Below are 22,153 nucleotides of genomic sequence, written 5' to 3'. Positions count from 1 at the left end.
CAAACTAGATGGCAGAGAACTGCTATCAAAAAATTGGAGAAAACCCAATGGCTTTAATCAGTATGCGACAACTTCTGGATCATGCCGCTGAGCATGGTTATGGCGTACCTGCTTTTAACGTTAACAACCAAGAGCAAATGCGCGCAATAATGGAAGCGGCTGACAAAACCAATAGCCCTGTAATTGTGCAAGGTTCTGCAGGCGCACGTGCTTATGCTGGTGCCCCATTTATTCGTCATATGATTTTAGCAGCGGTTGAAGAATGGCCACATATTCCAGTGGTTATGCATCAAGATCACGGTACATCACCGGGTGTATGTCAGCGTTCAATTCAACTTGGGTTTTCATCAGTAATGATGGACGGCTCATTATTGAGCGATGGTAAAACACCTTCAAGCTACGAATACAACGTAGAAGTAACCCGTAAAACTGTAGAAATGGCACATGCGTGTGGTGTTTCTGTTGAAGGCGAACTGGGTGTTTTAGGTTCGCTTGAAACAGGTGAAGCAGGCGAAGAAGATGGTATTGGCGCAGAGGGTAAATTAACCACTGAGCAAATGCTAACTAATCCAGAAGAAGCGGCTGACTTTGTAAATAAAACCCATGTTGATGCGCTGGCAATTGCTTGTGGTACATCGCACGGTGCGTATAAATTTACTCGTCCACCAACGGATGATATTTTAGCGATTGATCGTATTAAAGCAATTCATGCACGTATTCCAAATACTCACTTAGTAATGCATGGCTCATCATCGGTTCCACAAGAATGGTTAGAAATAATTAATCAGTACGGTGGCGAAATTCCAGAAACTTACGGTGTGCCAGTAGAGCAAATTATTGAAGGGATTAAGTTTGGCGTACGTAAAGTTAATATTGATACAGATTTACGTTTAGCATCTACCGGTGCGGTGCGTCGCCATTTGGCGCTTAATCCGGCAAACTTCGATCCGCGTAAATTTTTAGCGGCAGCAACTCAAGCCATGACCGATATTTGTATTTCGCGTTATGAGTCGTTTGGTACAGCAGGCCAAGCTAGCAAAATTAAACCAATTTCATTAGATGAAATGCATCTTAAGTATTTAAGCGGCGAGTTAGACCCACGCATTAAATAATTGATCATTTTAGACTTTTTACTAAAGCCAGTTGCATTGTCACTGGCTTTTTTTATGCCGTTTAGGGATCAATATCTTACTAACAGCAGGTAATTAGGATCACTGAATTACTAACGTGATCAGTTTGAGATCATTACTTTACTAAGTAAACGGGTATTTTAGCCCTAGTTGACACTTAAATTCATTATTAAATAAAAGAATAGTACAAACAATCATCAGCTTAGCTATTTCACTGGGTATAATAGTGATCCCAAAACGGATCTGCTTAATAAAACTCTGATCTTTTAATTTAAGATCATCACAATGCAGATCATAATTGTATTACTAGGTTAGCGTATGCTATTTAAGTGAGCAAAGTTGGCTGCTTTAACACACAATGTTAGTAAAATAATGATCCTGCTATACGCTTTGCTTTATCGCTATAATTGCGTGTAAATATTTATTTTGTCACTATTTTGTGTTTTTTTACTGTTATATTAACTTACGCGCTAGGTTTTCATAAAAGTGTCATACTTAGTCATAATAATGAAAACAAATTCGATAGCTAAGAGATAAATGGAATGTCACGTAAAGTATTAGTCGTTGATGATGAAGCACCGATCAGAGAAATGTTGGTTTTTGTTTTAGAACAAAATGGATTTCAGGCAATTGAAGCAGAAGATTACGACTCTGCTATTGCGGCAATGGTAGAGCCATACCCAGATATGGTATTACTCGATTGGATGTTACCAGGGGGTAGCGGAATTCAAATTGCTAAAAAGTTTAAACAAAATGAATACACACGCGCTATTCCCATTATTATGCTCACCGCTCGTGGCGAAGAAGAAGACAAAGTACGCGGCCTAGAAGTAGGTGCCGATGACTATGTTACTAAGCCATTTTCGCCCAAAGAACTCATGGCCCGCATTAAAGCGGTTATACGTCGTGTGTCGCCCACCTCATTAGAAGAAGCAATTGACGTACATGGCCTGCGCCTTGATCCTATTTCGCACCGCGTTACCTCAGGTGGCAGTGAGCTTGATATGGGGCCTACCGAATTTAGATTACTACACTTTTTTATGACCCACACCGAGCGCGTATATAGCCGTGAGCAATTACTTGATCAAGTTTGGGGTACTAACGTATACGTTGAAGACCGTACGGTTGATGTACACATTCGCCGCTTACGTAAAGCTATTTCACCCTTAGGGCATGACCGCTTAGTGCAAACGGTACGCGGAGCAGGTTATCGCTTTTCAAGTAAATTATAATGTACTTGCAGCTTAACTAAGTACCAATGGATAGCGACTTTAAGGTAACAGTGTATGTATAGAGTTATTAATAAACGCACCTTAGTTAAACGGCTGTTTATCTATTTTATACCTTTACTGCTAATAGGGCTGTTAGTAGGTGCCCCATTTTTGTTGTTATTTTTAGGCTCATTTTCGCTACTTATTTGGCACTACTACCAACTTTATCGTTTAAGTGATTGGTTGCTTAATCAACAAAGCTTTAACCCGCCCGAAGGAGAGGGCGCATGGGAGCAGGTATTCGAAGGTATTTATCAGCTGCAGCATCGTAATCGTAAAAAGCGTAATGAACTATCGGCATTAATTCATCGCTTTCGTGATGGTGCTGAAGCCATTCCTGATGCGGTGATAGTGCTGCAAAATGATTTAACTATTTATTGGTGTAATCAACTGGCATTAAAAGTATTAGGCTTGCAGTGGCCTACAGATCAAGGGCAGCGTCTGGATAACTTAATTCGTGAACCTAAATTTGCTAAGTATATGCACCGCGGCCAATTTACCGAGCCACTGGAGCTTGAAAGTGGTCATAACATAGAGCAAATACTTGAGTTTAGAGTTATGCCCTATGCCAGCACACAGTTAATGGTAGTAGTACGCGATGTAACCCGCTTAAAGCAACTAGAACAAATGCGCAAAGACTTTGTTGCCAATGTGTCGCATGAACTGCGAACCCCGCTCACGGTGGTTACAGGCTATCTTGAGATGATGGATAGCGACATGATGCCACCGCCCGCAATGTGGAATAAAGCCCAAAATACTATGCTTGAGCAATGCAAACGCATGGACAGTTTAGTTACTCAGCTGCTATCACTATCACGTATAGAAGGTGCGCGTAAGCAAAATAACGATAAAGCGGTTAATGTACCCTTACTACTTAACTATATTCAAACAGAAGCTAACTCAATTAATCAGCAAAAAAAGCATCAGCTTATTTTTAATATTGATACTTCCTTAGATATTAGCGGATCAGCAGATGAACTGCGCAGTGCATTCTCTAATTTAGTTTTTAACGCCATTCATTACACTAAACCAGGCGGGAAAATAACAATATGTTGGCAGCGTCAAAACGATCGAGCTTGCTTTAGCGTAACCGATAATGGTGATGGTATTGCGCCTGAGCATATAAATCGTTTAACGGAGCGCTTTTACCGGGTAGATAAAGCGCGCAGTCGCACTACAGGTGGTTCAGGCCTTGGGCTCGCAATTACCAAACACGTATTAACTCGCCACAATAGCCAGTTAAATATTAGTAGTGTTTTGGGTCAAGGTTCGTGTTTTTCTTTTGATTTTTCAAGTAATAAAATAGTACCTATGAGCAGCACAGTACAAACAAGTGGCAAGTCATAAAAGTGTCATTTAAGGGTAATATCACTGTCATCTACACAATTTACAGTGAACACAGTTAAAAAATGGGACGAACAAATTGGAGAACCCCACATGAAATTTAAAAACTTAGTTGCCGCAATGGGTGTGGCTGTTACAACGTTTGTATCTGCACAAGCAGTCGCTTTGGATAACGCACTACCTGAGTATCAAAAAATTAGTGGTGTTTCAGGGAACTTTTCATCGGTAGGTTCAGACACATTAGCGAACATGATGACATTTTGGGCTGAAGAATATAAACGTATTTATCCAAATATAAATATTCAAATACAAGCAGCTGGCTCATCAACTGCGCCACCGGCATTAACCGAAGGCACAGCAAATTTAGGGCCAATGAGCCGTAAAATGAAATCAAAAGAAGTTGAAGCATTCGAAAAACGCCATGGTTATAAACCCACAGAAGTACGGGTTGCCATCGATGCACTTGCGGTATTTGTACACAAAGACAACCCTATAGAAGGGCTACGTATTGATGAAATAGATGCTATTTTTTCATCTACTCGTAAGTGCGGTGCAACGCAGCAAGTTAACCGCTGGAGTGACGTAGGTTTAACTGGAGAATGGGCTGCTAAAGATATTCAATTGTATGGGCGTAACTCGGTATCAGGCACTTATGGTTACTTTAAAAAGAAAGCACTGTGTAAAGGCGACTTTCGTAATAACGTAAATGAGCAACCGGGTTCAGCATCTGTAGTGCAGTCTATTTCATCTTCATTGAACGCGATTGGCTACTCAGGAATTGGCTATAAAACCTCTGGTGTACGCACAGTTCCACTGGCCAAAAAAGGCAGCCACTTTGTTGATGCAACGCTTGAAAATGTAGCACAAGGTAAGTATCCGCTGTCGCGCTTTTTATACCTTTACGTGAACAAGCACCCGAATAAACCATTAGCACCAATTGAAGCTGAATTTTTAAAAATGGTATTGTCGAAAGATGGGCAGAAAATTGTAGAAAAAGACGGTTATGTACCGCTTTCAGCCAAATTGGCTGAAGTTGAGCTTAAAAAGTTAGGCTTAAATTAAGTCACTAAATTATACGCAATAAAAAACCGCTCATTGAGCGGTTTTTTTATATTTACTGTTCAGGTACAAGCCTAATACTTATATGTTACCTAAGTTTTCGGCTTGTGCTTTACACTGATTATAGCTCTCAACACACTTAGCTGAGCATACTTGCTGCTTTAAACCTTCGCCAGTTGATTGTTGCTCACAACTACTTTCGCATTGATAGTTTTGTTGTGCACATTGATTTAACTCTGGATTTCCAGCGTTATTCTGACAACCTGCTAATAGCATAAATGTAAGGGCTACTGCGCTCATTTTTATTAAAGTATGCATGCTTATCCTTAAATGAAAGTCGCGGTTATATTAAACTTCAACCTGAAGGTTATCGATTAATCTAACACTGCCTAAATAGGCCGCGGCTAAAATAACAAATTTGTTATCATCGAGTGTAGCAGCTTTTAACGTATCTCGTTGAGCTATCGAAAAATAGTCTGGTTTTAATCCAGCTTGCTGTAAACTTTGTTTGGCTGTTTCTTCCAGCGTAGCAAAGTCTGTATTACCACTTTTAAGTTGCTCAGCGCAGTTATTAAGCACTTTAAAAAGTGCGGTGGCACTGTCTTTTTGCTCATTCGATAAGTAACCATTACGCGAACTCATAGCAAGCCCAGAGACTTCACGCATAGTTGATACACCAATAACTTCAACCGGAATCGATAAGTCGCGAGCCATAGTTTTAATTACTTGTAGCTGCTGAAAGTCTTTTTCGCCAAAACAAGCGTAATCTGGCTGCACTAAATTAAAGAGTTTAGTAACAACTGTTGCCACACCTCTAAAGTGCCCTGGGCGTGAACCACCACAATAACCTAATGAAATATCAGGTACATCTACAAAGCTTTGTGCAGCTAAACCATTAGGATAAATAGTCTCTACACTTGGCGTAAATACAATATCAGTTTCAAGGTCGGCTAAGCCACGCTTGTCCTCATCAAGGGTACGAGGGTAATTGTCTAAATCTTCATTAGCGCCAAATTGCATAGGGTTAACAAAAATGCTTACTACGACTTTATCGGCCATCATTTTTGCTTTTTCGACTAACGAAAAGTGGCCTAAGTGCAAGTTGCCCATAGTGGGTACTAGGGCAATGCTTAATCCGGCTTGACGCCATGCTTTAATTTGGCTACGTAATGATTTAATTTCAGTAATTGACTGCATTATTTAAACTCGTGTTCGGCACTTGGAAAGGCACCGCTTTTTACATCGGTACAATACTTTTTAACGGCTTCAGGCATATTGCCTGTTTCGAGTAAAAAGTTTTTCGAAAATTTAGGAATAAACCCAGCAGAAATACCTACTAAGTCGTGCATTACTAATATTTGACCATCGGTAGTATTACCCGCGCCAATGCCAATAGTAGGAATAGTTAATGCTTCGGTAACGCGTTTTGCCAGTGCGCTTGGAATACATTCCAGTACTAATAATTGTGCGCCAGCCGCTTCAAGGGCTTTTGCATCGGCAATTATTTTTAGTGCTTGCTCTTCTGCACGCCCTTGTACTTTAAAACCACCAAATACATGTACCGACTGCGGCGTTAGGCCTAAATGACCACACACAGGAATACCTTGTTGAGTTAGGGCTTCAATGCTCTCAAAAAGCCATTCACCCCCTTCTAACTTAACCATGTTAGCACCAGCACGCATTAGCTCAGCGGCATTTTTACAGGTGTCGTTGGGGCTCGAATAAGTCATAAACGGCATATCAGCAATAACAAACAGCTCACGGCTACCCGCACGTACGCAACGAGTGTGATAGGCAATATCTTGATTAGTTACGCCAAGTGTATCGTCGCCGCCTTGTAATACCATACCCAAAGAGTCGCCAACTAAAATAACTTCAACGCCGTTATCATGAAATAACTTAGCAAAACTGGCATCATAAGCTGTTAAAGCAGTAATTTTATTTTTTTCTGCTTTCATTTTATTTAAAGTTGAAACTGTTATTTTAGACATAATTTTCTCACCGGCATAAGCCTTAGTTAATTACTGTGGTAATTGTTGTAAATTGTTAAGCGGTAATGTATTTGCAATAGTGTGTAGTGCAATGCCGCTGGGTAAAATAAGTTTTGGCGCAAGTTCTAGCAGTGGATACACAACAAACTCACGTTCAGTTAAACCATAATGAGGCACTATAAGGCGCTCGGTATTAATTGTTTGTGCGTCAAACAATAACATATCTATATCTAAAGTACGTGGCCCCCAACGCTCGGCTTTTCTAACACGGCCATGCTCAAGCTCAATTGCTTGGGTTAAATCAAGCAGCTTTTCAGGGCTAAGCGTAGTGTTTATGCAGGCAACGGCGTTAATATAGTCAGGTTGGTCTTGTGGGCCCATGGGCTTACTCGCATAGTAATGCGAAACACTTATAAATTCACAATCTGGCAGCTTTTTAAGCGCGGCAATAGCGTTATCAAGCTGCTTTTTTGGTGAGTTTAAATTGGCACCCAAACCTAAATAAACACAGTGCATAGAAGTTACTCTGTTGGCTTTTTAGGTGTACGACGGCGAGCGCGTCTGCGTGGTTTTGGCCCCGCAGGCTGACCCAAGGTTCTTACCATTTCTTTTTGGCCATTAATATCTAGGCTCAAATATTGTGTCCACCACTGAGCAAGCTCGCTATGTTGTGTTTCGCCTGCCTCTACACGCATTAATAAAAAGTCGTATGCGGCTTTAAAGCGAGGTTGCTGCGTTAATCTGTATGCACGTTGGCCGGCACGTTTATCTAAACGATGCTGTATATGCCAAATGTCGCGTGCGCCTAAAGTAAAGCGTTTAGGAACAGCTATGTGCTGGGCGTTATCGCTAAGTACACTATTAATTGCTTGCGAAAATGCATCGTATTCAGAGAGCTGCTCTTCATTTTGTACTGTTTTAGTGCGCTCTAATAGCGGAAACCAAAGTAGCGCAGCAAATACATACGCAGGGGTTACTTTTTTATCTGCGTTAATACGATCGTCTGTATTTTTAAACATGTTTTCAATAAAAGTGGCTTCAAGCCCGCCCGGGTTATTATCTAAAATACGGTTTAGCTCTGGAAACAGTGAGTTAAATAGGCCGTATTTGCGCAGCATTAAGTAGTTAGCTTGTGCTTTGCCGTTTAAAAACAGTTTGAGTATTTCTTCAAACAAACGCGCCGGTGGAATGTTATCTAGCAAACTTGCTAAAGCAGTCATCGGCTTTTCGCTGTTTGGTGCAATTTTCATATCTAGCTTAGTGGCAAAGCGTACCGCACGTAGCATGCGCACCGGATCTTCACGGTAACGCGTTTCTGGATCGCCAATTAGCTCAATTTGTTTAGCTTTTATTGCGGCTAAACCATTGGCGTAATCGTAAATACAAAAATCGTTAATTGAGTAATAAAGTGCATTGATTGAAAAGTCACGGCGTTCTGCGTCTTCCTCAATACTGCCAAATACGTTGTCGCGTAGCAATTGTCCTTGCTCACTCGATTGGCTTATTTGGTTTTTGTCCTCTGGCGCTTCGTGGTGCCCGCGCATGGTAGCTACTTCTATTATTTCACGACCAAATACAATGTGAGCTAAACGAAAGCGGCGGCCAATTAAACGACAGTTTCTAAATAACTTTTTAACTTGTTCTGGCGTGGCATTTGTTACCACGTCAAAATCTTTTGGCTGTTGACCTAACAATACATCGCGAATACAACCACCAACTAGGTAGGCGTCAAAACCACCGTCTTTTAAACGGTATAAAACTTTGATTGCATTTGGGCTAAATTGTTTACGAGAAATACCATGTTCACCTCGTGAGATCACTAGCGGTTCGCTGCTTATTGCCGTGTTTTCGGCACTGGCATTTGGGCCGATTATTTGTCGACAAAATTGAAAAAGCTTGGAAATAATAGTCTGTCTCCTAGAAGGTGTTGATTGACTTGCCATTGCAATCAAAATTACAGCAAATGTAGGTGTTATAACCTATTACTGGCTGATTAATGTAAATAGCATATATTTAGGCGGCTATCATATACCAGCAAGGTTTAAAAATTAAGTTGCTGCACTGAAATTAAGCCATTTTTAGCGATTTTTATTTACTTCAAGGTCTAAATTATTGCGCGCGGGGAGTTGTGGACTGCTAAATTTGAATTTCAGCAAGGTTTGGCACTTGATTTAAGCTAAAGTTATTTACCCCCCATGCAAGTAGTTGCTCAATATTTAAGTCCATAAGCTGGTTATGGACTGCTAGGCCTAAAAACGCGAACACATCGATAAGTACCGGTTTAGGGTTTTGCTTACAAATTGCTGGCGCATAATTTTGCTTTGAGAGCTTAAAGCCTGGCTTTGCAACCGCTAAGGGTAAATGAGCAAATTGGGGGACTGGGCTATTAAGTTGTTTAAACAAACTGATCTGACGAACGGTAGGCTCAATTAGGTCAGCCCCTCTAACAATGCGCGTGATCCCTTGGTCTATATCGTCAATTACCACGACAAGCTGGTAGGCAAATAAACCATCGCTGCGCTTTATTATGTAATCTTCAGCAGCAAAGGCGTTATTAACGTTTATGTCGCCTTGAATTAAATCGTTAAATTGGTTGGTGGCAAAGCTTTGGCTAAGGCGCAGGGCACTGTGGGTTATATCTTGGTGCAGGTTTTTACAATGACCTTGGTAAATTCCGCCAATAGCTTTAATTTGTTTGCGCGAGCAACTACAGGCATAAATAAGGTTTTTATTGTGTAAAGAATTAACAACATCTTGGTATAAATCTAAACGTTGTGTTTGATAAACGACGTTTTCATCCCAGTGCAGAGAATAGGCTTGTAAGGTATTTAGAATGTCGGTGTCGGCGCCTTTTACAACGCGAGTGGTGTCTATATCTTCGATGCGAACTAACCATTTCCCTAGGTTAGCTTTAGCATCAAGATAGCTACCTACAGCCGCTACTAATGAGCCAAAATGTAATGGCCCAGAAGGAGACGGTGCAAAGCGACCGCAGTATTTACGCGTTGGCGTAATAACGGCTGTAGTAAACATAACTAATTAATATAAGTTAATTAGCCACGTCCAGATTGCTTTTCTTTAATTTCTGCAAGTGTTTTACAGTCTACGCATAAATCAGCAGTCGGGCGCGCTTCTAAGCGGCGAATACCAATTTCGATACCACAAGACTCACAAAAACCAAAATCATCTTCTTTAATTAAGTTGATTGTTTTTTCAATTTTTTTGATCAGTTTACGTTCGCGGTCACGAGTACGCAGTTCTAAAGAGAACTCTTCTTCTTGCGCAGCACGGTCAACTGGATCAGGAAAGTTAGCAGCTTCATCTTGCATATACGATTTAGTACGATCAACTTCGTTGCGTAAATCGTTACGCCAAGTTTCTAAAATTGTTTTAAAATGAACACGTTGTGCTTCATTCATATACTCTTCACCTGGTTTTTCTTGGTATGGTTCTAAACCGGCTTGAGCCAATAATCCTAATCTATTTTGGTTTGGCATAACTCTCTCCTAAATCCTTAATTTAATGCCTCAGCATTAGCCGGCGGTATAAATAACAGAATCTCATACCCTAGGCAAATTTATTTTTAATTAATCGAATTAGCTGTAACCACGTTTATTGATTTAAAAGTATGATAAGTAATATTTGTACTTTTTTTAATCGCACTATCGGTTTCTAAACTTGCCTATATATGTGGGCTAAAATTTAAAAAACAAGGTGTTACTTAAAGTTTACTTTATATATTTAGCCCATTACCGCTGCTTTATATTTGTATTTACCAAAACCTAATTACAACACTTTGTATTAAATGATGATTATATAAAAGGGAGCTTCTCTTTTAAGATGATTTCGTTGGTAGAAATATCTGCTTTATATGCTAATACCTCAACGCCTTGGTTAATTGCCTCATTTAGTAACTGTGCATATTTATTGTCTATATGAGCAGCAGCGCTTACCTGGTTTATTCCCTGGTGCAGTACAGCAAAAAGCAATACTGCACGATGACCTTGCTCTACCATCTCTATTAATTCGCGAATATGTTTTTGCCCGCGCAGAGTTGGTGCATCAGGAAAGTAGCCTTGGCCACTGCGGGGGTTATCTTGGCTTAATAGCGTTACCGATTTAACTTCAACGTAGCAATTAGGACGCTCATCGCTGGTTAGTAAAAAGTCGATACGGCTGTTTTCGTTGCCATATTTAACTTCGCTTTGTAATTGCTCATAATTGCTCAGCTCACTAATAAGATTGGCATTTATAGCTTCAGCAACCACTTTATTTGCCACTGCGGTATTAACGCAAATAAGTTGCGATAAGCTATTTTGGGTGAGCTCTAACGATTGCGGGTATTTGCGTTTGCTATTAGTACTGGTGGAGTAAAAAGCATTAAAACCGGGTTCAGCGCAGCCAGTCATTTTACCTGTATTGGCACAATGGGCGGTAAACTCTGAGCCATCACTGAGCTGTAAATCAGCTAAAAAACGTTTATAGCGTTTTAATAAGGTGGCTGATTGCAGGGCAGGTTGGTACTTCATAATAACTTCCGTAGCGTAATTTATGTTATTTATCTCAAGCTGTTGGGAACTCAAGCGCTCTATAGTAAACTCGGTGGCACATTTAAGTGCAAGGATATTCTAACATGAGTGAAAAATTTGTTGTTCAACTAAGCGAGCAGTCAGCACCAAGCCATTGGGGCGAAAACGCGTCGTTATCTTATAATGAACACGGGGCAACCGTTCATTTATCTGAGCAAGAAACATTAAAAAATGTTCAAAAAGCAGCGCGTACTATTGCTACTCAAGGCGTAAAAGCTGTTGAACTAACTGGCGATACTTGGTGTACCGAAAGCCAGTGGGCGTTTTATCAAGGGTTTGTAACGCCTAAATCGTTAAATGGCGTTACCTTTGTTGACAACGCACAGTCAGATATTAAAGAGCTAGGTAACTTAAAAACCTCAGCTATTTGGGCTCGCGAAATGGTTAACGGTACTGCCGATGACATTTACCCAGAAAGCCTTGCTGAAAAAGCCGCTGAATTTATTCAATCGTTAGCGCCTGAGCATGTGAGCTACCAAATTATTAAAGGCGATGCATTATTAGAGCAACAGTGGATCGGTATTCATGCTGTTGGCCGTGGTAGTGTTCGCCCGCCAGTTTTACTTGAGCTTGATTACAACCCAACAGGCGACGCAAATGCGCCAGTAAGCGCTGCGCTTGTAGGTAAAGGGATTACGTTTGACTCAGGCGGTTACTCAATTAAGTCAAGCGAAGGTATGCTAGGCATGAAGTGCGATATGGGCGGTGCTGCTACAGTAACGGCTGGTTTGGCACTGGCTATTAATCGCGGTATTGAAAAACGTATTAAGCTGTTTTTATGCTGTGCAGAAAACTTAATTTCTGGCCATGCTTATAAATTAGGTGACATTTTAACGTATAAAAATGGCACTACAGTTGAAATTGTAAATACTGATGCTGAAGGGCGTTTAGTATTAGCTGACGGCTTAATGGCCGCAGGTGAGAGTGGTGCGCCATTAATTATTGATGCTGCAACACTAACCGGCGCTGCGCTAGTTGCTGTTGGCCAAGAGTACAATGCTTTGTTTGCACTTGATAAAGAGCTAGTACGTGAAGTTGAAGACTTTGCTTCTCAAGAAATGGAAGCAGCGTGGCCATTACCACTTGAAAAGTGGCATCAGCAAAACTGCCCATCGGCTTATGCCGATACAGCTAACAGCCGTGCGCAAAAAGGCGGTGGTTATGGTGGTGCATCAAATGCGGCTGGTTTCTTATCGCGCTTTGTAGCAAATGATGGCAAAGGCTGGGTGCATATTGATCTGGCAGCTGCATTTAATATGAGCAGCACTAACCAATGGGCTGCAGGCGCTACCACACAAGGCATGCGTACTGTTGCTCGCACCTTGTTAGAAAAAGCGTAATATTTGCAGAGTTAGTTTATTAAAAAATTATAATAGGCACCGTTTGGTGCCTATTTTTTTTGTGCTGCAAACAAGCATTTTGATTTAAATTACGGTAAAATCCCTCGCCTTAGATGTTTGAACGTTTCATTTACAGCTTTAATCTAAGCTGCGCTCAAATGTTGTACTCACCACTGGGATCCTAACTATGTCAGATAAGTGCTATATCACGGCTCAACAATTACTTGAAGATTCATTTCGCGTAGCAGCGCAAGTGTATAATGATGGCTTTCGTCCAGATTTCATTATTGGTATTTGGCGAGGTGGTGCACCCATAGGTATTGCAGTGCAAGAATTTTACGATTACAAAGGCATTGAAACCGATCACATTGCGGTACGTACATCGTCTTATTATGGCATTGGAAAGCAATCTAAAGAGATAAAAGTACACGGTTTACACTACATTGTAGAAAATGCTAATGCAGGTGACTCATTACTCATTGTTGATGATGTGTTTGACTCTGGCCGCAGTATTTTTGCATTAAAAGAAAAGCTTTCAGAGCTAATGCGTTTAAACTTACCGCGCGATATTCGTATTGCATGCCCTTACTACAAGCCTAAAAACTCTAAAGTAGACATGAAGCCAGATTACTATATTCATGAGTCTGAAGAATGGCTAGTGTTTCCGCATGAGTTATCGGGTTTAACACCGGATGAAATTATTGCTGGCAAATCAGACCTAGCAAAAATACATGACATTTTGCTAGAAAAATAATCAACCTGCATAAATAAAAAAAAGGCCATTAAGGCCTTTTTTTATGGATAAAACTTAACGTTTCAACCTATGTAACCTGATGTAATAAATTACAATTGCGCAAAGCTATCTACATATTGGCTTAGGCGCGGTATATCTACTGCTAATAAACCTTGGGTACTTCTTTGTACTAAGCTTTTTTCTACGAGTTCTGTTACAACGCGCCTGTAAGCGCGCTCAGTGGTTGCAAAACGTTCTGCTTCGGCATTTACCGTAGGGTATGCACGCAGCAGTGTAGGGTTGTTGTTCTCGGCTCTTAGTAGGCAGTCTTTAGCTATGTTATAGCTCAGTGGCAGTAATAATTTATCTAGGTTTATTTTTTGATTTTCTTGAAATTTAGCCGCTATAGTTTGTGCTGTGTATAAACTCAGCTCAGGTTTTTCAAGTAATAACGCACGCCAATGCTTTAACTCAATTAAATTATAAGTTACATCGCTAAAACAGGTTACTGTATAAATACAGGGGTTATTATTGAGCGCTTCTATTTCACCAATGAGGGTGTTATTGCAATCGAGTTGACCAAGCAGCAGGCGTCGTCCGTTACCTACATCGTAACTAAACGACACAGTTCCGCTGCGCACAAGTACCAACTTAGTTAAAGGTTGGTCTTGTTGTATTAATATTTCTTTTTTTGATTGCTGATAACTACTACCGGCAAAGGTAAGTAGTTGTTCAACAAGATAACTGGAAAAATGGTATTGAAACATCAATCATACTCTTCGGACAATTGTCCTATTTATTGCACCTTAATGGCGATAGCATCAAAGCTCTAAGAAATTATGTTAAATTAATTAACATATCAGGTGCTGCTAATATAATGGGCTGGCACTGTTGGACTAATTATTTGAGCAGTATAGCTGCTGATAACCAACAGAGTTTTAAGCCATTTATAGGTTAACTTTTATTTAGCTGTTACGTTGCTGTACAGATTCAATGTACTAAAGTTTAATATGCAATGCTAACCTAAAGCCTAGGAGAGAACAATTGAGTTGGGAATATTTAGGTTATATAGCATCTGCTTTACTGGTTGCATCGTTAACAATGACCGACGTGGTAAAGCTGCGTTGGTATAATTTATTTGGGTGTATCGCCTTTACTATTTATGGCTTAGCTATTGGTGCAGTACCCGTTGCCTTTACTAACGGCTTACTCGCGTTTGTAAACGCGTATCATATTATTAAATTATACCGTAATAAACAGCCAGAGCCTAAAAAGGATTAGCCTAAGCTAATCCTTTTTGGTTTTTATAAGATTGCGTCAAGCGCTATGCCGTCAACGCGGCGAGTGGGATATAACGACTCAACCACAAAACTAGGCACAAATCCTTTAGCCGAAGACACCACTACCTTTGACTTAGCGCCAATAATACGTGCGTTTACAATAACACCGCGATTGGTATAAGTAAGTGTGCCAGTTAAAGTGTATTCAATATGCGGGTAGCCTTTAATTTCTCGACCATTACGACTAAATGAAAAGTCGCCATTTGGGGTTACATGTACAGTACCTGTGTGTTTGTAATCTACAACAGATAATCCAAACTCTTGTAGTTCAGTAATAAAGCTCTCAGCTAAATGGTTTCCAAAAATATTAGTTGTTTGTAGGTTATCATCTAAATTTACAAAAGAAGTAATGGCAATAGGGGTATTACTATTTATGTAATTCATATTTTCAATTAGCTTCATGGCTAATTGTTCGGTGTAATTACTAAGTAATTTACTGCTATTTATTGGGCGGTAATTTTTTTCTGGAAACTGCCAGTTACTCACGCGAGGCGAGTCATTTTGAACGTGCCTTTTGTTATGAGAATAGTCATTATGAGGAGCGTGACCATTGTAAACAGGGTGACTAGAACAAGCTGAAAGTGAAAGGGTAAAAAGTGCCGATAAAGTAAGAGATATTTTTTTAGATAACATGTTTTCTTCCTGAAACATAAGGGGATTTTTAAATACCCCACTTTATCGACACACTTTTTGATTACTTTAATTAAATTTTATCATTAATTTGTTATTTTCAGTTTGTATTCAGTTTATTGCGCAGTCACAGCCTCTTTTTCGTAACGAAGTTTGCCTGCAATCCATGTTTGTAATACGTTTATTTTATATAGTTCATCAACCGGGGCTTTAAAATAATCTTTATCTATTAAAATAAAGTCGGCCCACTTTCCTTGCTCTAAACTACCCACTTTAAACTCTTGATGCGCTGCATAAGCGCCGCCTAGGGTAAAAGCACGCAGTGCGTCTTCACGGCTTAATACTTCGCTAGCGCGCCAGCCCTGGGTTGGTTGTTGGTTGTGATCCATACGAGTAATTGTTGCATACAAGCCATCAAAAGGATTTGCCAATTCTATTGGGTAGTCAGATCCTGCTGCAATCACTGACCCTTGTTTTAAAAAGGTTTGCCATGCATAAGCACCCGCTAATTGCTTTTCGCTTAAGCGTTGCTCTGCCATGTGCATATCAGAGGTGGCATGCACTGGTTGCATTGAAGGAATAATTTTTAATGTTTTAAAGCGCTTAATATCATCAAGCGTTACTATTTGTGCATGCTCCATACGGTTACGTAGTAAAATTCCGCCGGTTGCTTTAAATACATTTTTATAAGCATCTAATACAACGTGGTTAGCTTTGTCGCCAATTGCATGGGTGTTGGCACTAAAACCGCTTTTAAAACTAAGCGTAAATAACTCTTCTAGTTTTTGCTGGGTTTCGAGCATTAAGCCATGGTGGTTTTTTCTATCGGCATAATCCTCAATTAGCGCCGCGCCACGCGAACCTAATGCGCCATCAGCATAAACCTTAACGCTGCGAATAGACATAAAGTCGTTGGCATCTTGGTATCGACCTGCTTTTAACATGGTTTTTAAATCAGGACTCGCGCCACTGAGCATTGCCACAATACGCAGTGGTAAATTGCCTAGTTCACCGCGTTCTTTGTATAATTCCCAAGTGGTTTTATCTATACCCGCATCATGGGTTGAGGTAATCCCTAAACTTAATAAATGATTACCGGCAGCATCTAAAGAGTCACTAAGAGTTTGTTTTGATGGTTTTGGCATAAATTGTTTAATTAACGATTCTGCTTTATCTACAAATATACCAGTAGGATTGCCAAATTCGTCTTTAATAATTTCGCCGCCTTCTGGCGATTGGGTGTTTGCAGTAATGCCCGCAAGCTCTAGGGCTTTGCTATTTACCCAAATAGCGTGGCCATCAATTCTCGATAGTACAATAGGGCGATCGCTCACTACTTTGTCTAAATCGGCAGCGGTAGGAAACTGCTTTTTTTGCCACAGCTCTTGATTCCAGCCACGGCCAATAATCCAACCTTGTTTGTTATTTGCAAATACCTTGAGTTTATTAGTAACTTCATCAATAGAAAGCGCACCGCGTAAATCTAATTGTGACAGGTTATTACCTAAACCAATAATGTGACCGTGTGCGTCAATTAAACCCGGTAATAGCGTATTGCCATGAGCGTCAATAAGCTTGGCATCAGGAAAGCTATTTTTTAGCGTATCGCCGCCAAGTTTAACTACTTTACCGTTTTTTATAACTAAAGTAGAAAACTGCTGCACTTCACCTTTGTACAAAGGTGTGTAGCCGTTGGCGTTGTAAATAACTTTAGTTTGCGCAACCGCAAGGCTTGAGCCTGCGCAAAGGCAAGCGAGTAGCAATGGTTTGATTATTTTTTTGAGTGGCATAGTGAGCTTATTTTTATTGTTAATGGCTTTAACATAACAAACTCACTTTTATAATACCAACCACTTGAGGTGGTTGGATTGTTATTTGTGCAGAGTAAGCCAGTTAATTTATTGGTAAATTAATTACTGACTTGCATAAAGTGTAAATTCGCTTAAAGAAAGGTGGCCGTCTTTGTCTTTATCGTAACTTGCAAAACGAGACCATAGGGCAGGGTCACTGGCTGTTTCTGCTCGGCTTAATAAGCCGTTTTGGTTACGATCAAATTTTTCAAATTGCTTGGCAATGTTATTGCTGCTGGCAAAGCTTGGTGTGCTACAAATACTAAGCGCAACGAGCGCTATATAGCTTATATTTTTCATAAATTACTCAGTAGAGGTTATTCGTAAGATAATTTTTAAATTCAACCAATGAAATTTTATTATCTTGGTTTTTATCCCATTTGCTAAAGTTGTTTAGTAAGTGCGGTTGAGCCTCAAGCTCATGGTGAATTAAATAGCCGCTTTGATCTGTATCAAGGTGATCAAAACGTTGCTTTACATCAAGTGCTAATGAATTAAAGCTTAGTAATAATAAGCAACTAACTAAACAAGCGCGTATCTTCATGGTGCTCCTTCGCAAAGCTCATTTTAATGTCATTCGTAATAAAATAAAGTACTTGCCATAATTTAACGCCCAACATTAAATCCATTTACACACTCCCTCAGGGGTTATAGCAAATACTTTTAGTTAATTTTACAAGACCAAACTTGAATTTAAACTTAAGGCTTAAACGCCTCAAACTCTTTTTTAGAGATCATTTCATCGTTATTTACATCTAAATCAGAAAACTGTTTCATTACTTCTTTATCTTTTTTGGCTTCGGTAATAGATATTTTTCCATCCATATTTTTATCTAAAAAAGCAAAACGAGCATTAAACGATGAAGCCAGGGCAGTAGCACTAATAACTAAAAACAGTAACGAAAATGCGGCTATAAGCTGTTTCATAAAAAACTCCTTTGGTTACTAGGTTAGTTACTTAATAAACTGTTTAAACTCATCTAGCGACAGCTGACCATTTTGATCAGTATCTATTTGTGAAAAGTTTTCATGAAGTACGGCGTCCTCACCAGCTTCAGCTTCGCTGAGAGTACCGTTACTGTCTTTATCAAGTTCATTAAAAGTAGCTTGTACATCCATTGCCAGCGCGTTAGCGCTCAAAAAGCCTAGCGCAACGATTGGCATAATAATTAAAAAGCGATTACTCATGGTCATTTCCTTATAAGATAAACTTAGATTAACTATTACAAAAACGATGCCAATTATTTTTATCTTTTAAATTCAGTTGCTTATGGTTTTTGGTGTTATAGGTTAAGCAAGTTTTACAGGTATCTGTGTGTTTTTTGCAACGAAATTTGGCTTATAAATAAAGAAGCAATACAAATCAAAGAGTTGAGTTGTTGCTGTTTGGCAACAGGCGGCTTTACAGTACGAATAACAGATATATAAATTGATTCAGCTAGTGTATAACTTAAACGCTTAATAATAGGCTGTTTAAAGTTACTAAAGGATGGATGCAATGCCAGCAGCGATGGCTGAAAAATACAAAGCAATACTTAATTGGCGCCCTAATTTAATTAGCCAGTTTGTAATGAGTATGCTGCTGTCGTTATTACCCTTATCGTTAGTGGTTATTGTATTTTTAAATGCGCTTAATAAGCAGTTAGCTGTAACTCAGCAAATTGTTAGTAATAACTACCAAGTAACTAAATCGTTTAATATTTTAAAACAAGAACTCAATAGTTTAGAGCGCGCTACTCGGCAAAATTGGGTACTAAAAAGTGAGTCACTCGATACGCTCATAGTTGATAAGTGGCAAGCATCGCTACAAAGTATTGAAGATCTTACACGTATAGCGCCCAGTAAAAGTCACACCGCACAATGGCAGCGTTTAACGAATACTCTGCAACTAGCACACACTCAACTTGTTGAACAAAAACAACAGCAGGTAGCCTTGTTTTTACCTATTAGCGATTTACTCGCCGAACTTACCTTATGGTTACGCGATAAAAGCGAAACCCAAATTACTAATAATCAAAAAGAAATAGCGCAGTTACAAACTTCATTTATTAACTGGCTGGTGGCGCTAATTCCGCTAACACTCTTAGTAGGAGGCGGTTTTTTGTGGCGTATAAGTGGCCGCTTAAAAAGCTTGACTAAAATTATTGGTAAATTAGGGCAAGGTGACTGGCAACAAAAAATAGCCGTGCAAGGCTCAGCAGAGCTAGTTGAATTAGGTAATAAATTACAATGGGTGCAAGCTCAGTTACATATACTTGAGCAGCAAAAAGACACCTTTTTACGCCACGTTACCCACGAACTTAAAACACCTCTAGCCTCAATGGTCGAGGGCACCGACTTGCTCAGCGATGAAATAGTTGGCCCTATAACTAAAGAGCAACGCGCTGTACTTGAGCTTATTAGCCAGTCTATGGTGCGCCTTCGTACTATGATTGACAGCCTACTTAGTTATAACGCGATTCGTACTAGTAAAGACAGCGTAAGTGAGGTTGAGTTTAATCATTTAATTAATAAAATTAATAGTCATTTTGAGCACCGCCTAACAGCCCGAGAGCAAACCCTTATTTGGCATAACAACTTACCTAATAAGGCGCTTGCGTTACCTGGGGAGTTAATTGAAATGATTTTAGTGCAATTAATTTCTAATGGCTTAAAGTTTTCACAACACGGGCAGGCAGTATCTATAGCGTTAACCTTTGAGCACAGTAAGCTAAAAATGGCGATAAGCGACGAGGGATGCGGAATTAAAGAGCACGAAAAAGCACATGTTTTTAGCGCATTTTATCAAGGTAAGCATAGCAAAAATGTTACGCTACAAGGCAGTGGCTTAGGCTTAACTATTGTTAAAGAGTCAGTAGAGCAATTAAACGGACAATTATTAATAGAGCAAAATGAACCCCAAGGTTGTCGATTTTTAATTACGCTTCCCATAATAACAAATCAAGGAGTTAACTAGCATGACCTCGCGTTTAATGGCTATTTTATGTGTGTGTGGCAGTGCCATCATTTTATCGGGGTGCAAAACTAATAACCCCCAACAGCAAGTGGTTGATAGCCCAGTGGCGCAAACTCAAACTAAAGTAACGAGCGATAAAAACAGCCAGCCAAGCCCAAAGCCTCGGCCTAAAAGCGATCCTATGTATCCCCCTGCGGAGCAAGTAATAGCCTGGCATGCTAATAAATGTGGTGGTTTTAAGTTAACCCCGGATAACAAAGATTTTGTTGGCGAAAAAGAACTAAAAAACTTTTTTCAATTTATGTGTTTAAACACTAGTAGCGATCCTAATACGGTAATGAGTAAGTTACTTAAACTTGACCAAGCTTACTATTGGCCAGACGATATAAAACAGTATTTATGGCTACAAAAACAACAAGTAACACTACAAATAAATGCTAAAAAAGAGCAGCAAGCACTTAATAATAAAATGCAACAAACGCTCTCGTCATTAGCAACCATAGAGCAGCAACTGTTATTACGCGAAGAAACTAAGGAGCAGTAGTTATGCCAGCAATAAAACCGCAAGGTGCAAAAGTATTATTAGTGGATGACGATGCCAGCTTATTAAAATTGCTCGCTATTCGTATCGAATCAAAAGGCTACGAGGTTACCACCTGCGAGAGCGGCCTAATTGCGTTACAAATATTAAAAAGCCAAGTGTTCGATGCCGTAGTAACCGACCTGCGCATGGACGAAATGGATGGCATGGCACTGCACCGCCAATTGCAAAGCCGCTATCCGGCATTGCCCGTTATTATGATGACAGCGCATGGCTCTATTCCTGATGCGGTAGAGGCTACCAAACAAGGCATTTTTGCATTTATTACCAAACCAATAGATAAAGACGAGTTATTCGACAGCTTAGCAAAAGCGATAGAAATACACGGCGTAAATGCCGATGAAATAATACCCACTAGCAATATAGTTACCCGTAGCGGCGCTATGCTACATTTGCTAGAGCAAGTTAAACTGCTAGGGCCAACGCAAGTTAACGTATTAATATCGGGAGCCAGTGGTACGGGTAAAGAGTTATTAGCTCAAGCTATTCATCAGCATAGCCATGTAAGTAAAGGCCCATTTGTAGCGATAAACTGCGGCGCAGTACCGGGTGAACTGCTAGAGTCAGAATTATTTGGTCATAAAAAAGGTTCGTTTACTGGGGCAATAAAAGATCACCAAGGACTGTTTCAACAAGCTGAGGGAGGCACCTTATTTTTAGATGAAATAGGTGATATGCCGCTTAATTTACAAGTTAAGTTACTGCGCGTATTGCAAGAAAAAACCATACGTCCAGTCGGCTTTCAAGAAGAAATAGCCATAGATGTTCGCATTGTATCGGCAACTCATAAAAACCTCCCCGAAGCGATTATAAATCAGCAGTTTAGGGAGGATTTATACTACCGCTTAAACGTGGTTAATTTAAAACTCCCTCCTTTGTGCGAGCGTCGCGAAGATATAAGTCTACTTGCACAATACTTTAGCGCCAGTATTGCAAAGCGAATGAAGCAAAGCGAAAAACACTTTGCCAACGACGCCATGCACGCACTCGTGCGTTACGACTGGCCAGGTAATATTCGCCAACTTCAAAACGTGGTAGAGCAAGTTGTAGCACTTACCCCAAGCGAAGTTATTTCAGAGCATTTAGTGCTAAGTGCATTAAATAGCAACGAAAAAAATGTAGAGCCATTGTCGCTAAACGACGCTAAAAAAGAATTTGAACGCGACTACGTAATAAACACCCTTAAAATGGCTGGTGGAAATGTCGCCGAAGGCGCAAAACTAGCTAAACGTAACCGTTCAGATTTTTATAAACTGATTAAAAAGCACAATATAGATGTTGATAATTTAGCTTAAATAACCAATTTATAGGAACTAAAC

Annotated in this window: 25 protein-coding genes; 10 read left to right on the top strand and 15 right to left on the bottom strand. The window is 39.9% G+C overall.

The window, feature by feature from the left end:
• The first annotated feature begins 47 nt into the window (after window positions 1-47).
• The 4 genes from fba to AAEZ22_RS03040 all read left to right on the top strand — a co-directional run bounded on the left by fba (window position 48) and on the right by AAEZ22_RS03040 (window position 4,807).
• On the top strand, window positions 48-1,112 hold the full coding sequence (gene fba / locus AAEZ22_RS03055; protein ID WP_011327295.1) for a class II fructose-bisphosphate aldolase: 1,065 nt from the start codon (window positions 48-50) through the stop codon (window positions 1,110-1,112).
• Between the two features lie 560 nt (window positions 1,113-1,672).
• Complete coding sequence (phoB, locus tag AAEZ22_RS03050; RefSeq protein ID WP_011327296.1) at window positions 1,673-2,362, top strand: phosphate regulon transcriptional regulator PhoB; 690 nt, start codon at window positions 1,673-1,675, stop codon at window positions 2,360-2,362.
• A 54-nt stretch (window positions 2,363-2,416) separates the two neighbouring features.
• Window positions 2,417-3,748 carry a phosphate regulon sensor histidine kinase PhoR gene (gene phoR, locus AAEZ22_RS03045; RefSeq protein WP_089367798.1) on the top strand — a complete coding sequence of 444 codons (1,332 nt, stop codon included), beginning with the start codon at window positions 2,417-2,419 and terminating at the stop codon, window positions 3,746-3,748.
• A gap of 90 nt (window positions 3,749-3,838) precedes the next feature.
• Complete coding sequence (locus AAEZ22_RS03040) at window positions 3,839-4,807, top strand: PstS family phosphate ABC transporter substrate-binding protein (protein ID WP_011327298.1); 969 nt, start codon at window positions 3,839-3,841, stop codon at window positions 4,805-4,807.
• A gap of 78 nt (window positions 4,808-4,885) precedes the next feature.
• Here the strand turns inward: AAEZ22_RS03040 and AAEZ22_RS03035 are convergent, their stop codons facing one another.
• From AAEZ22_RS03035 to sfsA, 8 genes are all read right to left on the bottom strand, one after another.
• Entirely contained in the window at window positions 4,886-5,122 is a 237-nt protein-coding gene (locus AAEZ22_RS03035) for a hypothetical protein (RefSeq protein ID WP_011327299.1), read from the bottom strand.
• 30 nt (window positions 5,123-5,152) lie between these two features.
• Window positions 5,153-6,001 carry a pantoate--beta-alanine ligase gene (panC, locus tag AAEZ22_RS03030; RefSeq protein WP_011327300.1) on the bottom strand — a complete coding sequence of 283 codons (849 nt, stop codon included), beginning with the start codon at window positions 5,999-6,001 and terminating at the stop codon, window positions 5,153-5,155.
• Window positions 6,001-6,795, bottom strand: a complete 795-nt coding sequence (gene panB, locus AAEZ22_RS03025) for a 3-methyl-2-oxobutanoate hydroxymethyltransferase (protein ID WP_306287496.1) — start codon at window positions 6,793-6,795, stop codon at window positions 6,001-6,003. Before panB ends, panC begins: the two co-directional genes overlap by 1 nt.
• A 30-nt stretch (window positions 6,796-6,825) precedes the next feature.
• Complete coding sequence (gene folK, locus AAEZ22_RS03020; RefSeq protein ID WP_011327302.1) at window positions 6,826-7,311, bottom strand: 2-amino-4-hydroxy-6-hydroxymethyldihydropteridine diphosphokinase; 486 nt, start codon at window positions 7,309-7,311, stop codon at window positions 6,826-6,828.
• 5 nt (window positions 7,312-7,316) lie between these two features.
• Entirely contained in the window at window positions 7,317-8,738 is a 1,422-nt protein-coding gene (gene pcnB / locus AAEZ22_RS03015; RefSeq protein WP_080516806.1) for a polynucleotide adenylyltransferase PcnB, read from the bottom strand.
• 193 nt (window positions 8,739-8,931) lie between these two features.
• Window positions 8,932-9,828, bottom strand: coding sequence for a tRNA glutamyl-Q(34) synthetase GluQRS (gene gluQRS, locus AAEZ22_RS03010; RefSeq protein WP_350627780.1), 897 nt, complete (start codon window positions 9,826-9,828; stop codon window positions 8,932-8,934).
• Between the two features lie 20 nt (window positions 9,829-9,848).
• Window positions 9,849-10,292 (bottom strand): RNA polymerase-binding protein DksA, encoded by a 444-nt coding sequence (dksA, locus tag AAEZ22_RS03005; RefSeq protein WP_011327305.1) that lies wholly within the window; start codon window positions 10,290-10,292, stop codon window positions 9,849-9,851.
• Between the two features lie 315 nt (window positions 10,293-10,607).
• Window positions 10,608-11,324 carry a DNA/RNA nuclease SfsA gene (gene sfsA, locus AAEZ22_RS03000; protein ID WP_089367800.1) on the bottom strand — a complete coding sequence of 239 codons (717 nt, stop codon included), beginning with the start codon at window positions 11,322-11,324 and terminating at the stop codon, window positions 10,608-10,610.
• Window positions 11,325-11,428: 104 nt separating this feature from the next.
• Here sfsA and pepB point away from each other — a divergent pair, with 104 nt between their 5' ends.
• A complete protein-coding gene (gene pepB / locus AAEZ22_RS02995; RefSeq protein WP_350627782.1) occupies window positions 11,429-12,724 on the top strand; it encodes an aminopeptidase PepB in 1,296 nt (431 codons plus the stop codon).
• A 187-nt stretch (window positions 12,725-12,911) separates the two neighbouring features.
• On the top strand, window positions 12,912-13,478 hold the full coding sequence (locus AAEZ22_RS02990) for a phosphoribosyltransferase (protein ID WP_011327308.1): 567 nt from the start codon (window positions 12,912-12,914) through the stop codon (window positions 13,476-13,478).
• An 89-nt stretch (window positions 13,479-13,567) separates the two neighbouring features.
• On the opposite strand, the gene AAEZ22_RS02985 is transcribed toward AAEZ22_RS02990, so the two are convergent.
• A complete protein-coding gene (locus AAEZ22_RS02985; protein WP_011327309.1) occupies window positions 13,568-14,224 on the bottom strand; it encodes a Crp/Fnr family transcriptional regulator in 657 nt (218 codons plus the stop codon).
• Window positions 14,225-14,501: 277 nt separating this feature from the next.
• Between AAEZ22_RS02985 and AAEZ22_RS02980 the strand changes: the two genes are divergently transcribed.
• Window positions 14,502-14,738, top strand: a complete 237-nt coding sequence (locus AAEZ22_RS02980; RefSeq protein ID WP_011327310.1) for a YgjV family protein — start codon at window positions 14,502-14,504, stop codon at window positions 14,736-14,738.
• 23 nt (window positions 14,739-14,761) lie between these two features.
• On the opposite strand, the gene AAEZ22_RS02975 is transcribed toward AAEZ22_RS02980, so the two are convergent.
• The 6 genes from AAEZ22_RS02975 to AAEZ22_RS02950 form a co-directional block, all read right to left on the bottom strand.
• A complete protein-coding gene (locus tag AAEZ22_RS02975) occupies window positions 14,762-15,430 on the bottom strand; it encodes a FlgO family outer membrane protein (protein WP_011327311.1) in 669 nt (222 codons plus the stop codon).
• 113 nt (window positions 15,431-15,543) lie between these two features.
• Window positions 15,544-17,217, bottom strand: coding sequence for an amidohydrolase (locus tag AAEZ22_RS02970; protein ID WP_089367802.1), 1,674 nt, complete (start codon window positions 17,215-17,217; stop codon window positions 15,544-15,546).
• Window positions 17,218-17,340: 123 nt separating this feature from the next.
• Window positions 17,341-17,577 carry an EF-hand domain-containing protein gene (locus AAEZ22_RS02965; protein ID WP_011327313.1) on the bottom strand — a complete coding sequence of 79 codons (237 nt, stop codon included), beginning with the start codon at window positions 17,575-17,577 and terminating at the stop codon, window positions 17,341-17,343.
• Between the two features lie 7 nt (window positions 17,578-17,584).
• Entirely contained in the window at window positions 17,585-17,821 is a 237-nt protein-coding gene (locus AAEZ22_RS02960) for an EF-hand domain-containing protein (RefSeq protein ID WP_011327314.1), read from the bottom strand.
• A 155-nt stretch (window positions 17,822-17,976) separates the two neighbouring features.
• Window positions 17,977-18,204 carry a hypothetical protein gene (locus AAEZ22_RS02955; RefSeq protein WP_058372653.1) on the bottom strand — a complete coding sequence of 76 codons (228 nt, stop codon included), beginning with the start codon at window positions 18,202-18,204 and terminating at the stop codon, window positions 17,977-17,979.
• Window positions 18,205-18,231: 27 nt separating this feature from the next.
• Complete coding sequence (locus AAEZ22_RS02950; RefSeq protein ID WP_011327316.1) at window positions 18,232-18,465, bottom strand: EF-hand domain-containing protein; 234 nt, start codon at window positions 18,463-18,465, stop codon at window positions 18,232-18,234.
• Window positions 18,466-18,775: 310 nt separating this feature from the next.
• Here AAEZ22_RS02950 and AAEZ22_RS02945 point away from each other — a divergent pair, with 310 nt between their 5' ends.
• From AAEZ22_RS02945 to AAEZ22_RS02935, 3 genes are read left to right on the top strand one after another with little or no spacing between them, the layout of a single operon-like run.
• A complete protein-coding gene (locus tag AAEZ22_RS02945) occupies window positions 18,776-20,233 on the top strand; it encodes a HAMP domain-containing sensor histidine kinase (protein WP_350627786.1) in 1,458 nt (485 codons plus the stop codon).
• A 1-nt stretch (window position 20,234) separates the two neighbouring features.
• Window positions 20,235-20,777 carry a hypothetical protein gene (locus tag AAEZ22_RS02940; protein WP_011327319.1) on the top strand — a complete coding sequence of 181 codons (543 nt, stop codon included), beginning with the start codon at window positions 20,235-20,237 and terminating at the stop codon, window positions 20,775-20,777.
• A gap of 2 nt (window positions 20,778-20,779) precedes the next feature.
• On the top strand, window positions 20,780-22,129 hold the full coding sequence (locus AAEZ22_RS02935) for a sigma 54-interacting transcriptional regulator (RefSeq protein ID WP_011327320.1): 1,350 nt from the start codon (window positions 20,780-20,782) through the stop codon (window positions 22,127-22,129).
• Window positions 22,130-22,153: the final 24 nt, after the last annotated feature.

Origin of the sequence: Pseudoalteromonas sp. 20-MNA-CIBAN-0454 (assembly GCF_040308685.1) — a bacterium.
In the GTDB taxonomy this organism is placed as follows: domain Bacteria; phylum Pseudomonadota; class Gammaproteobacteria; order Enterobacterales; family Alteromonadaceae; genus Pseudoalteromonas; species Pseudoalteromonas nigrifaciens.
The sequence above is the reverse complement of the archived record's forward strand: the minus strand, read 5'-3'. Positions and strand labels throughout refer to the sequence as shown.